The 13,983-nt window shown below is 64.9% G+C and carries 15 protein-coding genes; 7 read left to right on the top strand and 8 right to left on the bottom strand.

Annotation, left to right across the window (positions count from 1 at the left end):
- Window positions 1–7 precede the first annotated feature (7 nt).
- From B9Y86_RS01150 to B9Y86_RS01135, 4 genes are all read right to left on the bottom strand, one after another.
- Entirely contained in the window at window positions 8–526 is a 519-nt protein-coding gene (locus B9Y86_RS01150; RefSeq protein ID WP_085482143.1) for a hypothetical protein, read from the bottom strand.
- Window positions 527–551: 25 nt separating this feature from the next.
- Window positions 552–1,763 (bottom strand): toxic anion resistance protein, encoded by a 1,212-nt coding sequence (locus tag B9Y86_RS01145; protein ID WP_085483663.1) that lies wholly within the window; start codon window positions 1,761–1,763, stop codon window positions 552–554.
- A gap of 87 nt (window positions 1,764–1,850) precedes the next feature.
- On the bottom strand, window positions 1,851–2,828 hold the full coding sequence (gene corA / locus B9Y86_RS01140; protein WP_085482141.1) for a magnesium/cobalt transporter CorA: 978 nt from the start codon (window positions 2,826–2,828) through the stop codon (window positions 1,851–1,853).
- Between the two features lie 23 nt (window positions 2,829–2,851).
- The gene (locus B9Y86_RS01135; protein WP_085482139.1) at window positions 2,852–3,385 is read right to left on the bottom strand and encodes a DUF3515 family protein; all 534 of its coding nucleotides are present in this window, start codon (window positions 3,383–3,385) and stop codon (window positions 2,852–2,854) included.
- A 53-nt stretch (window positions 3,386–3,438) separates the two neighbouring features.
- Between B9Y86_RS01135 and B9Y86_RS01130 the strand changes: the two genes are divergently transcribed.
- Window positions 3,439–4,509, top strand: a complete 1,071-nt coding sequence (locus B9Y86_RS01130) for a thiamine-phosphate kinase (RefSeq protein ID WP_425319463.1) — start codon at window positions 3,439–3,441, stop codon at window positions 4,507–4,509.
- Between the two features lie 4 nt (window positions 4,510–4,513).
- On the opposite strand, the gene rsmD is transcribed toward B9Y86_RS01130, so the two are convergent.
- The gene (rsmD, locus tag B9Y86_RS01125) at window positions 4,514–5,083 is read right to left on the bottom strand and encodes a 16S rRNA (guanine(966)-N(2))-methyltransferase RsmD (RefSeq protein ID WP_085483659.1); all 570 of its coding nucleotides are present in this window, start codon (window positions 5,081–5,083) and stop codon (window positions 4,514–4,516) included.
- Window positions 5,084–5,171: 88 nt separating this feature from the next.
- Here rsmD and B9Y86_RS01120 point away from each other — a divergent pair, with 88 nt between their 5' ends.
- On the top strand, window positions 5,172–7,382 hold the full coding sequence (locus B9Y86_RS01120) for an ATP-dependent DNA helicase RecG (protein WP_085482137.1): 2,211 nt from the start codon (window positions 5,172–5,174) through the stop codon (window positions 7,380–7,382).
- A gap of 64 nt (window positions 7,383–7,446) precedes the next feature.
- On the opposite strand, the gene B9Y86_RS01115 is transcribed toward B9Y86_RS01120, so the two are convergent.
- The gene (locus tag B9Y86_RS01115; RefSeq protein ID WP_085482135.1) at window positions 7,447–7,794 is read right to left on the bottom strand and encodes a cupin domain-containing protein; all 348 of its coding nucleotides are present in this window, start codon (window positions 7,792–7,794) and stop codon (window positions 7,447–7,449) included.
- Window positions 7,775–8,521, bottom strand: a complete 747-nt coding sequence (locus B9Y86_RS01110; protein WP_085482133.1) for a tyrosine-protein phosphatase — start codon at window positions 8,519–8,521, stop codon at window positions 7,775–7,777. The genes B9Y86_RS01115 and B9Y86_RS01110 overlap by 20 nt, the downstream gene beginning before the upstream one ends.
- 172 nt (window positions 8,522–8,693) lie before the next feature.
- On the opposite strand from B9Y86_RS01110, the gene B9Y86_RS01105 reads away from it, so the two are divergent.
- The 4 genes from B9Y86_RS01105 (at window position 8,694) to B9Y86_RS01085 (ending at window position 11,695) form a co-directional block, all read left to right on the top strand.
- Complete coding sequence (locus B9Y86_RS01105) at window positions 8,694–9,587, top strand: helix-turn-helix domain-containing protein (RefSeq protein WP_085482131.1); 894 nt, start codon at window positions 8,694–8,696, stop codon at window positions 9,585–9,587.
- A gap of 27 nt (window positions 9,588–9,614) precedes the next feature.
- Window positions 9,615–9,893, top strand: a complete 279-nt coding sequence (locus B9Y86_RS01100; RefSeq protein ID WP_139824679.1) for a hypothetical protein — start codon at window positions 9,615–9,617, stop codon at window positions 9,891–9,893.
- Window positions 9,894–10,214: 321 nt separating this feature from the next.
- Complete coding sequence (locus tag B9Y86_RS01090) at window positions 10,215–11,096, top strand: hypothetical protein (protein ID WP_139824678.1); 882 nt, start codon at window positions 10,215–10,217, stop codon at window positions 11,094–11,096.
- 230 nt (window positions 11,097–11,326) lie between these two features.
- On the top strand, window positions 11,327–11,695 hold the full coding sequence (locus tag B9Y86_RS01085) for a hypothetical protein (RefSeq protein WP_085482125.1): 369 nt from the start codon (window positions 11,327–11,329) through the stop codon (window positions 11,693–11,695).
- A 350-nt stretch (window positions 11,696–12,045) separates the two neighbouring features.
- Here B9Y86_RS01085 and B9Y86_RS01080 read toward each other — a convergent pair whose 3' ends face one another.
- Complete coding sequence (locus B9Y86_RS01080) at window positions 12,046–13,281, bottom strand: MFS transporter (protein WP_217809152.1); 1,236 nt, start codon at window positions 13,279–13,281, stop codon at window positions 12,046–12,048.
- Between the two features lie 89 nt (window positions 13,282–13,370).
- Between B9Y86_RS01080 and B9Y86_RS01075 the strand changes: the two genes are divergently transcribed.
- A complete protein-coding gene (locus B9Y86_RS01075; RefSeq protein WP_085482124.1) occupies window positions 13,371–13,934 on the top strand; it encodes a TetR/AcrR family transcriptional regulator in 564 nt (187 codons plus the stop codon).
- Window positions 13,935–13,983: the final 49 nt, after the last annotated feature.

The following is a 13,983-nucleotide window of genomic DNA, read 5'->3' as shown; positions in this document are numbered from 1 at the left end:
TCTTCGCTCAGCTCAGGGGTTCGGACGGGAGAGTCAGGCTCGATGAGGGCTGGAACTTCTCGGCGAGGAATTGGCCGTGCGCGACGAGAGCCGCGGCGTCGGCGCGAGACACGGCATCCGAGATCTTGTCGAGTGTCGCACCCAGCAGATCGAGCTGATCGCAGAGGAGCATGAGCGAGGTCTTGCCTTTATAGACGGCTCGTCGATCGGCGAAATCTCGGGGGAGTCGAAGATAGCCTCCGACGGCTTCGGGCAGGTAACTCGTGGCGGTCGAGACGACGGTGTGCGCCTGGGCGCTGCCGCCTCCGAGCTGATCGAGCCGCGGAACCATCACGGCCACCGTGTTCGCGATGCGGTTGATACGGGCGGTCACGATGGGCGGGACTTTGCCCGTCGTGTCGGCCTGAACATCGGCGATCGACGACAGGATGTCTGCGCTGGTCGGAGCAGGCGGCAGTTCGAACTCGTATTCGCGCTCAGCAGACCGCCCCGTCACCGAGTCGCGAAGGTTCTGCCAGAAGCCCATTGCTTGACGTGCTCGACCCGTCGACTCAGCGCTTGTCGAGGTCGAGCGTGCTTGCGACCTCGGTCGTTTCGCTGCGACGAGCGCGCTCGATGTAGGGCTTGGCCTTCTCGGTCTCGGTCTCGAGAACGCCGATGGTCTGAGCCATGCTGTCGAGCGCTTGCACCTTGAACTCGGAGATCGAATCCATGGTCGCGTAGATGTTGGCGAAGGCGGCCTGCAGCTGGGGCAGACCGACAGTGGCCGAGGCCGCCTGAGACTGGATCGACGCGGACTGGTCGGCCAACATCTTCGAGGTCGCCTCGATCATGTTCGACGTGGTGGTGTTCAGCGCCGTGATCTGATCGAGCACGAGCTTCTGATTGGCCAGGGCCTGCGCCACGATCACGGCCGTGCGCAGCGCCGAGACGGTCGTCGTGGTCGCCCGGTCGACGCCCTTGATGAGTTCGAGGTTGTTCTTGATGATCACGTCGATCGCCAGGTAGCCCTGGATCGAGACGGCCAGCTGGGTGAGCAGGTCTTGGTGCTTCTGGCGCACGTAGAAGAGCACGTCTTCGCGCAGGGCCTTCGCCTTGTCGGGGTCGGTCGTGTCGAACTCGGCGATCTTGGCCGAGAGCTTCACATCGAGGCGCTCTGCCACGTAGATGTACTCGTTGAGCCGCTGCATGGTCTCCCAGAGATGCTGCTTCTCGAGGTTCAGCGCGGCGTTGTCTTTGCGCAGTTCGTCTTGGCCGTCGTAGAGCGCCTTGATGATCGCGTTGAGGTGCGACTGGGCGCTCTCGTACTTGCGGAAGTAGTCGGCGATCTTGCGACCGAAGGGAATGAAGCCCAGGATCTTGCGCTCGATGCTCTGCTCGCTGGGGTCGAGATCTTCGACCGTGCGTCGCAGCTCGAGAAGCGTGGAACCGATCTTCGAGCTCTCGGAGAGGCCACCCGATTGGAGCGCCTTGACGGGGGTGGCGAGGAGCCTGTTCGACGAGTCTGCCGCCCGGCGGATATCGACGTCGCCCATGGTGCGCACATCGTTGGCCTTGGCCGCGAAGGCGGGAGAGCGGGTGTCGGTGGTGACGAGCGTGTCGAGGTAGGTGTCGACCTTGGCATCGAGTCCGGGCAACGCCGCGGGATCTACTTTCGGTGCCATTGCGGGAGCCGACGTGGCCGCGACCGGCGCTACGGGCTCGGGGGCGGTCAGCGTGAGAACGCTGTCGGAAGGGGCCTGCAGGGGAGCGGCGTCGGTCATCATGTCCTCACAACGGGGGCGGAGCCTTCAGAGTTCAACGGAATCGCTTCACTATATCGTCTAGCCCGCTGCGCTTCGGGGCGCTTGTCAGAGCCATCCCTTGCGGCGGAAGACGCTGTAGAGGACCCCGCCCATGGCGATCATGGCCAGGACGGCGAGCGGGTAGCCGAAGGTCCAGTGCAGCTCGGGCATGTTGTCGAAGTTCATTCCGTAGATGGTTCCGACTAGAGTCGGGGCGAACAGGATCGCGGCCCATGACGAGATCTTCTTGACCTGATCGTTCTGGTCTTGACCCACGAGGGTGAGGTGAGTCGTGAGGGCGTTCTCGAGCAGCGCTCGGTATGCATCGACCCGATCGACGATGCGATGGGTGTGATCGAGCACGTCGCGAAAACCGCGTGCCACCTCGATGTCGACGGCGTGATCGCCGACGTGTTGCTTGAGTTCGCCGACGACATCGAGCAGCGGATGAGTCGCCCGCTGGAACATCATGACCTCGCGAGAGAGCTCGTAGATGCGCCGGGAAAGCTCCGTTGCGCCTCCTTCGAAGAGCTCGTCTTCGATCTCGTCGATGTCGTTCTCGAGCCCGGCGGCCACCGGGGCGTAATCGTCGACGACGCGGTCGAGAACGGCGTACAGCACGGCCTGCGGTCCTCGAGCGAGAAGATCCGGCGAGGCCTCGAGGCGTTTTCGAACCGCGCTGAGGTCGGGGCGGGCGGCACGGCGGACCGTGACCACGAACGTGCTTCCCACGAACAGGTGCACCTCGCCGAACTCCACCTTCTCGATGTCGTCGCGGTAGAGCGCGGGCCGTAGAACGACGAACTGGGTTTCTCCGTAGCGCTCGAGCTTCGCGCGCTGGTGGCCCGCCAAGGCATCTTCGATGGCAAGGGGGTGCAGCTCGAACTCGTCGGCGACAGCCTGCAGTTCTTCTGGGCTCGGGCGGTCGAGGTCGATCCAGGCGAAGCCGCGGCGCTCGGTGAGCAGTTCGAAGGTCTCGTCGAGAGTCTCGGGATTGTCGGTGCGCACGCCGTCGACGTAGATGGCGTTGTCGATCACGGTCATGCGGTGCTCTCGTCTGTGAAGGGTCAGCCGGCCGACGGAGCGTCGGTAGGAATGTTCAACGTGTCTTCGGCCCCGAGACACTTGTTGGTCTGAGGAATCTTGGAGATCACGGGACCCAGGTCGACGAGGGTGGAGGTTCCTGAGACCACGCTCGAATCGATGATGACCTCGGTCGTGGGCACGCGACCGTAGGTCACGTAACGGTAGCTCGGCTTGTTCGAATCGTCTTCGACCCAGTCGATGCCGTTGATCGTGATGCACGGGAGGGTCGTCGGCCCCTGAGGCGGAATACCGCAACGCAGCAGGATGCTCGCGGGCGAGCCCCACGCCGCCGTCGCCTGGGCATCGGTCTGCCGGATGTCTTGGTTGTCGGCGTCGCTCGGCAGCACCACGGGCAGGCTCACGATGATGTCGGCGCACGCGGGATCTGCTGCGGACTCGGCCGGCTCGAGTGAGACGGTCTGTGCGCACGCGCTCAGGCCGATGACGACGAACCCCATGGCGAGAACTGCGGCTGTGCGGGCGGCGAACCGTCGAGCTAAAGGTGGTCGTGACATCACCCACAGGCTACCGTTTGGAGGTGACAGAAACCTCCGCGCAGCCCGATGGCGTGCCCTCCTCCGCTCTGCCGATCTCCGCTCCTGGCGAGACCGTGACCGCGCTCGGCGAGCGGGAGACGCTGCGCCGCATCGTGCGCCGGCTGCCTCGAACCCGTGCCGAGCTTCTCGGACCGGGTGACGACGCTGCCGTCGTCTCTGCCCCGGATGGGCGCACCGTTCTGACCACCGACATGATGGTGCAGGGCCCCGACTTCAGGCTCGCCTGGTCGACGCCCTACGAACTCGGCTGGAAGGCTGCCGTCTCGAACCTCGCCGATGTGGCTGCCATGGGAGCCGTTCCGACCGCCCTGCTCGTCGCTCTCGCCGCCCCGCCAGAGACCCCTGTGGCCGTGCTCGAGCAGTTCGCCGATGGCATGCGCGACGCGTGCGCCGAACTCGCCCCGGGGTGCGGAGTCGTCGGCGGAGATCTGTCGACGGCTGGAGCGCTGACCATCACCGTGACCGCGATCGGAGACCTCGAGGGGCGCGAACCGGTCGTGCGGTCCGGCGCCGCGGTCGGCGACGAGCTCGCGGTCGCCGGGTCGCTCGGGCTCGCTGGCGCCGGGGTCTGGCTGCTGTATCGAGACGGCTCCACAGACGCGGATGCCGAGGGTGGGCGCGAACCCGACGCGAGACGGGCGCGCGTCGTGCGCCACGAGCATCCGGAGCTTGTGCGCGAACAGGTCGCGCCTCGATCGCCGATCGGGCTGGGAGTCGCCGCATCCGACGCCGGGGCCACGGCGATGCTGGATGTCTCCGACGGGCTCGTGCTCGATGCGTCGCGCATCGCAGATGCGAGCGGCGTGACCATCGAGCTGCACGCCGCTGCGATCGACGGGGCCGCCGCCGTGCTCATGGCGATCGACCCCGTCGTCGGGCGCCGAGCACGAGACTTCGTACTCGCCGGGGGAGAGGACCACGCGCTGCTCGCGACCTTCCCGGCGGGGAGCGCTCCGGAGGGATTCCGGGTTATCGGCACCGTTCGGCCTCGGGGCGAGCGCCCTGTGACCGTCGGAGGCGCGGCCTACGAACGCTCCGGGGGATGGGACCCCTACGCCGACTGGGACGGCGCGGCGGGCTAGCGGCTCAGACCGGCGAGATCCACCAGAGCGTCGTCTCGCCGTAGTCCTTGCGGCGGTCGAGCTCGAGGCCTTCGGGCAGCGTCGGCTGGGGAGAGCGGGCGCTGCGCTCGACGACCACGACCGCGTCGGGAGAGAGCTGGCCGGCGAGGGCCTCGAGGTTCTGGGCGAGCTCGTCGTCGCCCAGCTCGTAGGGCGGGTCGATGAAGACGATGTCGACGATGCCACGGTCTGGCGACGCTCCGAGGTAGCTCGACACCGAGCTCGCTTGCACGTCGATGCGGGGAGCCGGCTTGGGCGCGCCCTGCTGAAGTAGGCGAGCGTTCTCGCGGCAGATCTTGGCCGCCGCCGGATTCTTCTCCACGAGGATGACCGTGGCGGCTCCGCGGCTGGCGGCCTCGAGCCCCAGCGCGCCCGACCCTGCATAGAGGTCGAGCACGGTCGATCCGGGGAGCACGTCGCGCGCCTCGAGCGCGGAGAAGACGGCCTCGCGCACGCGATCGCTGGTGGGACGAGTGCCCGAGCGGGGAACGGCGATGCGTCTCGAACCGGCGTATCCGGCGATGATGCGGGTCATGCGAACACGCCCCGACAGCGAACGAAGACGCACGAACGGATCATGCCTGCATGTTATCCGTGTCGGCGGTCGCACTTAGAATCGCCATATGACCGCGCCGGATCCTGTCTCGCCGCACGGCGGCAGCATCCTCGACGCCAAGCTCACCTCCGGCAGTCTCGGCGGCAAGACGGCCACCCCGCTCGCCAAGTCACTCGGCATCGTCACCGTCGGCGATCTGCTGAGTCACTACCCGCGCCGCTACGTGAAGCGCGGCGAGCTCACGGCGCTCGACCAGCTGCCCCTGGGCGAGAACGTCACGATCGTGGCCGAGGTGCGCACGGTCAAGAAGCGCACCATGAAGTCACGTCACGGATCTATCCTCGAGGTCAGCATCTCCGACGGCCAGGGGTTCCTGACGCTCACCTTCTTCAATCAGGCGTGGCGCGAGGCCCAGCTGCCCGTCGGCGCTCGCGGCATCTTCACGGGCAAGGTGTCCGACTACCGGGGTGCCCTGCAGCTCGCGCACCCCGACTACGAGATGTTCGACGACATCCAGCTCAAAGACGGTGCCGCCGCCACGTCGAAGTGGCTCGAGCAGCCGATCCCTATCTACCCCGCGAGTGCGAGCATCTCCAGCTGGCAGATCGCAAGTACGGTGGCGCTCATCCTCGACGGGCTGGGTGCCGTTCCCGATCCTGTGCCCGCCGACGTCGCCGACGAACGGGGTCTGCTCTCGTACCGACAGGCGCTCGAGCTCATCCACCGGCCCACCAAGTCCTCCGACTGGCAGCGCGCTCGCGACGCGCTGCGCTTTCACGAGGCCTTCGTTCTTCAGGCTGCTCTGCTCGAGCAGCGCCGCCTCGCTCACGAGCACGAGGCCGTTCCGCGGGTACCGAAGCCCGGGGGCTTCCTCGAACGCTTCGACAGGCAGCTGGCTTTCACCCTCACCGGCGACCAGCAGCTGGTGGGCCGCGAGATCGCCGACGACATGGCGCGCAACGAACCCATGAACAGGCTCGTGCAGGGCGAGGTGGGTTCTGGCAAGACCATCGTGGCTCTCAGGGCCATGCTCGCCACCGCCGATTCGGGCGGCCAGTCGGCACTGCTCGCGCCGACCGAGGTTCTGGCGTCGCAGCACCTGCGCTCGATCGTGCGCGCGCTCGGCCCCGACCTCGCCGCAGAACTCGTGCCCACGCTGCACACCGGTCAGATGCCCACGGCCGATCGGCGCAAGGCGTTGTTGCGTATGGTCTCGGGTCAGGCCCGCATCGTGGTGGGCACGCACGCGCTTCTCGGCGACAAGGTCACCTTCTACGATCTGGGTCTCGTCGTCGTCGACGAGCAGCACCGCTTCGGCGTCGACCAGCGCGACGATCTGCGCCGCAAGGGAGCCACCCCGCCTCACGTGCTGGTGCTCACGGCCACTCCCATTCCCCGCACCGTGGCCATGACCGTCTTCGGCGACCTCGATGTCTCGACCATCGCCGAGCTTCCGGCCGGGCGTCAGGGAATCGAGACGTTCGTCGTTCCTCTGGCCGAGAAGCCCACATGGAGCTCCCGCATCTGGACCCGCATGGCCGAAGAACTCGCGCTCGGGCGTCAGGCGTTCGTCGTGTGTCCGGCTATCGATGCGGCAGCCAGCGAAGATCCGGCAGGCGACGAGCCTGTCGACGAACCGGCCGAGGCCGCGGGCCCGGCCCGGCCCGTCGCATCCGTCGAGGCCATTACGGCGCTCGTCAGGGCCAACCCGGCGCTCGCGGGCGCCAGAGTCGCCCCGCTGCACGGCCGCATGCCGAGCGACGAGAAAGAGGCGGTGATGCGCGCGTTCGCCGACGGCTCGCTCGACATCATCGTGGCGACCACGGTCATCGAGGTCGGCGTCGACGTGCCGAACGCCTCGACGATGGTCGTGATGGATGCCGAGCGCTTCGGCGTCTCGCAACTGCATCAGCTGCGGGGTCGCGTCGGGCGCGGGGGAGTGCCCGGGCTGTGCCTCCTCGTCACGAACGCCGAGCTCGAGAGCATCGCCCGACAACGGGTCGACGCCGTCGCATCCACGCTCGACGGCTTCGAGCTCGCCCAGGTCGACCTCGAGCTGCGCCGCGAGGGCAACGTGCTGGGCCGCAACCAGTCGGGTGGCAAGTCGAGCCTGCGCCTGCTGCGAGTCACCACCGACGGCGACCTCATCGTCGACGCGCGCATGGCTGCGTCGCTGATCATCGACGACGACCCCGGATTCGTGCAGCACCCGGCCATTCGCGAGGCGCTCGACAGGCGGCTGCGCGAGGTCGAGGCGGAGTTCCTCGTCAAGAGCTGAGAGTGCGAGATCAGCGATCTCGGGTGCGGAGACGTTCGGCCAAACGACCCGCGGCTGGAACCTCTCAGCTTGGCAACTCGCCCATCGTGACCTCTGGTCTGATTCCGGCCGCTAAGGGGAGCCAGGTGAGGAAGGTGACGCCCTCATCTGTTGCATCGAAGCGGGTGATCGTCTCGTTGCCTGGCTCGTAGAAAGTATCGCCCGCTCGAAGCACGCGTTCGGACTCGGCTCCCGCTGTGAAGAACACCGATCCAGCCTCTATGACCCCGAAGACGGGCCCGTTGTGCCAGTGTGCTCCGGGGTGGATGTTAGCCGCGATCGTGATGCGTTGTACTTCGACGGCGGCGAAGCTCGGAGCCCCGGGGAGTTCGTAGGAGGCCAGAGTCTTTCGCTCAATCGAGAATTCGCTCACGGTTCGATGATCCCAGTTCAGGGGCAGCTCCACGCCACGTCTCGATGGCCACCCGCGTCGAGGCTGTGACGTTCGATGTACTGAACCACGAATCAAGGTCCAGGTTTGCATACATGTCGCGGAACGCCGACTCTGGGGTGTGTCCAAAGCGACGGAAGACCTGTTGGCGTTCTTCGACCTCAAACGAGCGCTCGTGTAGGGCCGTCATGGTGTCAGCGTTCGCGAAAGAGCCCAGGTAGTCCACTACGGCAGCGTCTTCGGTGACATCAAGAGCGCGCAACAGGACCGCGGCGACGAGCCCGGTACGGTCCCATCCCGCCGAACAGTGAAAGAGAATCGTTCCTTCATCAGCGGCGGCGATCGCGTCCAGCACGAGCGCAAGCCGGTGTGGAAGGGATTGGAGGTGGGCGAGATAGTAGAGCGGAGTGCCCCACCGTCCGTCTGCTTCGTACTCTGCCCAGAAAACGGTCTCGTCGTCACCGTCGAGGTCTACATGAACGTGCTTGATCGAAGCAGGGATCTGGCCCGTGCGTTCGTCTGGCCTACGAAGATCGATGACAGTGCGCACTCCGTATGCGATAAGCGCCCGCCACCCCTCAGGATCGATCCGGTCCAGCCGTTCCGACCGCACGAAGACACCCTCGGGCGACATGGTTCCATCCTCGCGGTCTAGACCCCCGAGATCGCGCACGTTCGCGAGGCCATTGATGTGAAGCGTGCGGTTCATGGTTACCAGTCTGCCGAAACGCCCCGCCCTATCGAGACCGCGTACGCGCGCTCCGCGGATGACATCTGTCTTGCGCAGACGGGGTCCTCTTGAGCGTCAGCCGAGTTGCACCTGCCGCAGCGTCATGTGATCTGCTGGAAGCATGTCCCCGTCCCACTCCGAGAGGTCCGCAATGCCCCCGTTCCCTACGCCGCCTCGACAGGTTCTCATCGGCGACGCCGCGGCGTTCGTCGGCGTCACCCCGCGTACGATCCGCCACTACCACCAGGTCGGCCTGTTGCCCGAGCGGGAGCGGGGCGGCGACGGCCGCCGTCGCTACGGCTACGAGGAGATCATCCGCCTGCTCTGGATCCGCCGCATGGCCGACGCCGGGATCGCGCTCGACGACATCCGCGACGCTTTCGACGGCGCCGCGCCGAGGGCTGCTGACGACGAGGACGAGGTCGCGGGCGTACTTGAGCGATTGGAGGACGCTCTCGCCGAGCAGGAAGCCGAGCTGCAGCGCAAGCGCGCTTCTGTACAACGGATGCGAGCACTAGGTAGTCGCCTGGGATTGCTCGACGATCTCGTTTCCGGCCGCCTCGAGCACGCACCTGAGGGCTCGCTGCGCCAAGACGACCTCGACGCGCTGCTGGTCACCGAGCGGATCTTCGGTCCACTCGGCGCTGCCGTTCAGGCCGGCCGCTTCCTCGCCATCGCCCGCGATCCGGCACTGCGAGCGGAGTCCGACCGCGTCGATGCCACCGAGGAAGCCTTGGACGACACGGTCGCCGTCGACAGTCCCCGGGTGGCCGAGGTGGCAGCCGAGCGGCACGCGTTCGAGACCTCGCTGATGCGTGTCATCGAGGAGTCCGGCCAGGCGAAGGAGGACGATGCTCTCTTCGACACCTGGGACGAGCTGCACCCGATTGAGAACGCCGAGCCGGCGTCCCACGTGACAGGAGGCTCTCGTGCGAAGAACGCGGCGGAGATCATCCGGAGCATGCCCTATGACTTCTCTCCAGCACGTCTGCGCTCGATGGAGCTGGCGGTCGAACTCGGTGCATCTGAGGCGTCGGCGCCGTAGACAGTGCTGAACGGAGAAGGGGCGTCATTGTCATGGCCATCGCGAGTGCGAGGGGGCGCGTGTCTCGGTCGGGTCGACCTCGAGCTGCGCCGCGAGGGCAACGTGCTGGGTCGCAACCAGTCGGGTGGCAAGTCGAGCCTGCGCTTGCTTCGGGTCACCACCGACGGCGACCTCATCGTCGACGCGCGTATAGCGGCCTCGCTGATCATCGATGACGGCCCCGGTTTCGTGCAGCACCCGGCGATACGTGAGGCGCTCGACAGGCGGCTGTGCGAGGTCGAGGCAGAGTTCCTCGTTAGGAGCTGAGTCGACTTCGGAGCTGACTTGAGGGCTGTCTCATAACTGATGTCTAGTACCAGACATCAGCGATGGACTTTCGAGACATAGTTATGAGAATCGCGGCGTAGCGGCAGGGAGCAGGAACTGCCTCGAAAGCTGCAATTTTCGCGCCATTGCTGTGGTGAGGCGGATGCGACGTCTCTTATCCCTAGGGATATGAGATCACGCGAATGTCAGGATCGCGGGTCGATTTGTTGGGGAATCGTCGGGAGCACTGAAGGTCACCTTGGCTGGGCTCGACCACGATTCTCCTGCTGCCAGCTTCGCGGGTGCATCTAATCTCTGTATATGACGAACACCACGTGGTCGCTCGGGGCCATTCGGAAAGTCGCGCTAGGTCAACCCGAGATCAAACTCGCCGCCGTCAGGGATCTGACCCAAGAAGAGTTCGGCGGACTTTCTGCGGACATGGCACTTCTGAGGAGCCTGAGCGGCCATCGCCTTATCGGTGCACTCGTTGACAAGCTCAACGCTGTTGTCCAGATCGAAGTGGAGATGCACGCGAACCCGCATTCACTTCGCGACGAGCGCTTCAGCTATCGAATCGCTTCCGTTGTGGACGCCTATCTGGGGGAGATTACTTCCTTTCGATCTCGTGTTGAAGCTCTCGCCGGACAGCATGTCCTCGATCACGCGCTGAGAGCAAAGGGGATATTCGCTAAGTTCTACGAGGACAATGCCGATTACAGGACTGTTTGGGAGCTTCGCAACAGTTCTCAACACGGCGCGGGTGCAACTAGTCACTTTGTGTTCTCAACGTCCGAAAGCGGGAGTTGTTGGACCATCAACCTCTCTCAGTTGTTTGCTGAACATCGCGGCGAGAAGAGGTGGGATGCCGCCGCGGCCCTGTGGGGACCCGCAGAGATTGTCGACGTCATGGCGGTCTTCCGCGGCGCATATGCAGCTTCATCAAGGGTTCTTGCAATACTGCTGGTTGAGAACGAACTATTACTCGCCAGCGTTGTAGATCGAATCGCTAGGGCAATCGTGGAAGGCGTCGGCAACGAGCCGGGCTTTCCGGTCGCTTGGGCGGCCACCAAAAATATTGACGGAGCGACGTTGACCCTCGACCAATTGGACTTCGAACCGAATGTCCTCGGCAACGCGATCGGCGCAATAAATGGAGCGCGAGAAATTCTCGGGCTGCCGCCCTCGCAAGCGTTCAAGTAAGTACGAGTGATTCGCGCCGTCGGAGAGCTTGAACGTTCGCTTTGCGCGCGGAATTGGTTTGGCGCGGCTCAAATTGAAACTCCCGGCTGTCTCGAAACCTGATGGTCTCGAAACGCATGGGATGAGGAGCATCTGATCTGATCTGATCTGGGTGCGTGTGGAACACCAGTTGGTGTCTGGTACGGCAGTCGGTAAGGCGGTGGGCCGAGTCGACGCAATAGTCTGCATGAATGCGCGTGGTCGGCGGGATGGTGTTGTGGGTGGTGGCGACCCTTAGTGGGGTATTGGCGGCAGCCTCTTTTTCGCTTGCTGGACTCGGTTGGTCCGGGGGCTTCGTCGAGCGGCGGTACTGGGAAGAGGGCGAAGGCCAGATCGGTGTCGCATTCGGGGTCGCCGCGCTACTGACCTGGCTCGTTCTTTTGGGACTTTCTGTGGGCGTCTTTCGTCGCGGGGCTCTGCGGCAGTCCGGGTCGGCTCGCGCGACAGCGGTGGGATTGGCCGCCCTCAGCGTCACCGTGGTCGTGGGGTTGTGTGTTCTGGCGATCGGCTGGCCCGAGCCGGCTAGCGAGATTCCGTCGCCTCCATGGAATCGAGCGTGACATCTTGACCTTCCTCGCCCTGTGCTGCAATGGATGCGATTATGCGATCTCTGGCCGTACGTCTTTGCTCTTCTAAACAGACCGAGCAAGGCGTACCCGTTTCGTTGAAGCGACCGAAATACTGTGGGCATCCTCAAACGCCTTTGCTCGAGCCCCATTCGGTGTCTCACAACCCGAGTGTCTCGAAAGCCATGGGATACGAGACTCTAGGTCGTGTCGCAGAGAGGCACCTGGCGGGCATCCCAATAACTGTGCAGGCGCTGCGATGTGGCGAAGGTCGAGGCGTACTTTGGCCGAGCATCTTGCGTGCATGTGCGTCGTGTGGCGTGGCTTGGTGAACCACTGATCGGTTAGCGCGAAACGGGCTGTGGCGGGGAGGCGCTGGCGCCATCCGGAACCCCCGCTGCCTGACGACGGGCTCTGACGAGACCAGCCACGATCGCGATCACAACCAGAGCGACGTCCAGCGCCCCGTACACGACCGCGGTGGGTTCGAGACCGAAGCGCTCGACGGCGAGGCCCGCCACCAGCGCCGGGACACTGAAAGCGATATAGCTGACGATGTACATCGTCGAGAAGACTTGTCCACGCTCGGCATCCGGAGCTGCCTCACCCAGCGCGCCGACGGCGAGGCGGAAGGTCGCACCGAAACCGAGACCCGCGATCGCCGAACCGACGACATACAGCGGCGTACCGGCCATGACGAGTGCCGCGATCGTGATCAGCACCCCGAGAACCAGTGTTCCGTAGCCGAACTGCGTGCCCAGGCGCGGGGGGAGAAATGCCGAGATAGCTGTGCCGACCGTACCGGCGATGAAGAAGACCCCGAGCACGAGGCCGATGGTGAAGTGGCTCTGAACGCCGAGTACGGTGCCGAGGATCGACGACCCGAGTGACAGGTAAAGGCCGCCTAGGGCCCAGGTCGCGGCGATCGATGGGACAAGGGCGAGGAAGATGCTTCTTGTGGCGGGAGGAAGCCCGATGCTCGGCAGGAGCGACCGCCAGATCGAGCGGGCTGTGGGGCTGGCTGGCCGGACGCGTTCTGGAACCAGCCAGACGAGAGCGGCGATGACCAGATAGCTGACAGCCAGGATCCAGAACACCAGCTGTCGAGGGAAGGGCGCGAATTCGACCAGCGCGCCGGCGAGCACGGCTCCGAACGCGATTCCCAATGACGGGACCGCGCTGCTGACAAGCGAACCGGAGCGGGCGCTCGGCGCTTTGTCGATGATCATCGCCGTGAAGGTACCGGTGGCGGCACCGACCGCGAACCCCTGCACGAGTCGCGCCGCTACCAGAGCGCCCGTACTGTCGGCCGTTGCGAAGAGAACCATGCCGAGGGTCAGCAGAACAAGAGAGGCCGACGCCACGGGGCGGCGCCCGATCCGGTCGCTCAGCGAACCGACCGTGAGTAGAGCGAGGAGCAACGCGACGACGTAGGCCGCGAAGATGACCGTCAATATGAACGATGAGAAGCCCCAGAGCCGTTGGTAGATGGGGTAGAGCGGAGACGGAGCCGACGCGGCGGTCATCGTCGCCGCACCGGCGAGGCCAGCGAGCGCAAATGAGATGGGGCGAGAGAGCACGATACCTCCGTCGTAAAGCAATTATATTTGCTTTAGTAAACATAAGCGCCTGTGTTGGTTAAAGCAAATTTTATTGCGATAATCTGATCATGTCATCTGTTGCAGCGTCGACTCGGCCCGGTGGCCGGAGTGCAAGAGTTCTGAACGCGATCTACACCGCCGTCGGCGAGCTCGTCGGTGAAGGAACAGAAAGGATCACCTTTTCGCTCATCGCCGAGCGCGCAGGAGTCAACCCGACCACGCTGTATCGCCGATGGGACGACGTCGACGCTCTGCTCGAAGAGGTCGCCGTAGCGGCGCTGACGCGAGAGGGTGACCCGATTCCCGACACAGGCGCCCTCGAGACGGATCTCACGGAGTGGGCACTCATCATCACCGAGGACATCACGCGGCCACACCGCACACGGTATCTGCGAGCGATGGTGGCAGCGCGCGATGAGATCGTCTCGAGTTGCTCTGTGATGGAGCGGCGGCGCGAACAGGCGGCGGAGATGGTGCGTCGGGCATCAGGGCGTGGACAAGAAGCGCCGACCGTCGGGCAGATCCTTGACCACATCGTCGCGCCGCTCTATCACCATGTCGTCTTCGCCCTTCCTGTCGACGAGGATTATGCACGGCTACTCGTTCGCGACGTGCTCTTGATGGTGCGCTGAGTCCGAGTCGACCCCCGACGAAGGGTCATTCTTCCGAAGGCCACGAGAG

The organism is Agreia pratensis (assembly GCF_900177685.1).
GTDB classification, from domain to species: domain Bacteria; phylum Actinomycetota; class Actinomycetes; order Actinomycetales; family Microbacteriaceae; genus Agreia; species Agreia pratensis.
The sequence above is the reverse complement of the archived record's forward strand: the minus strand, read 5'-3'. Positions and strand labels throughout refer to the sequence as shown.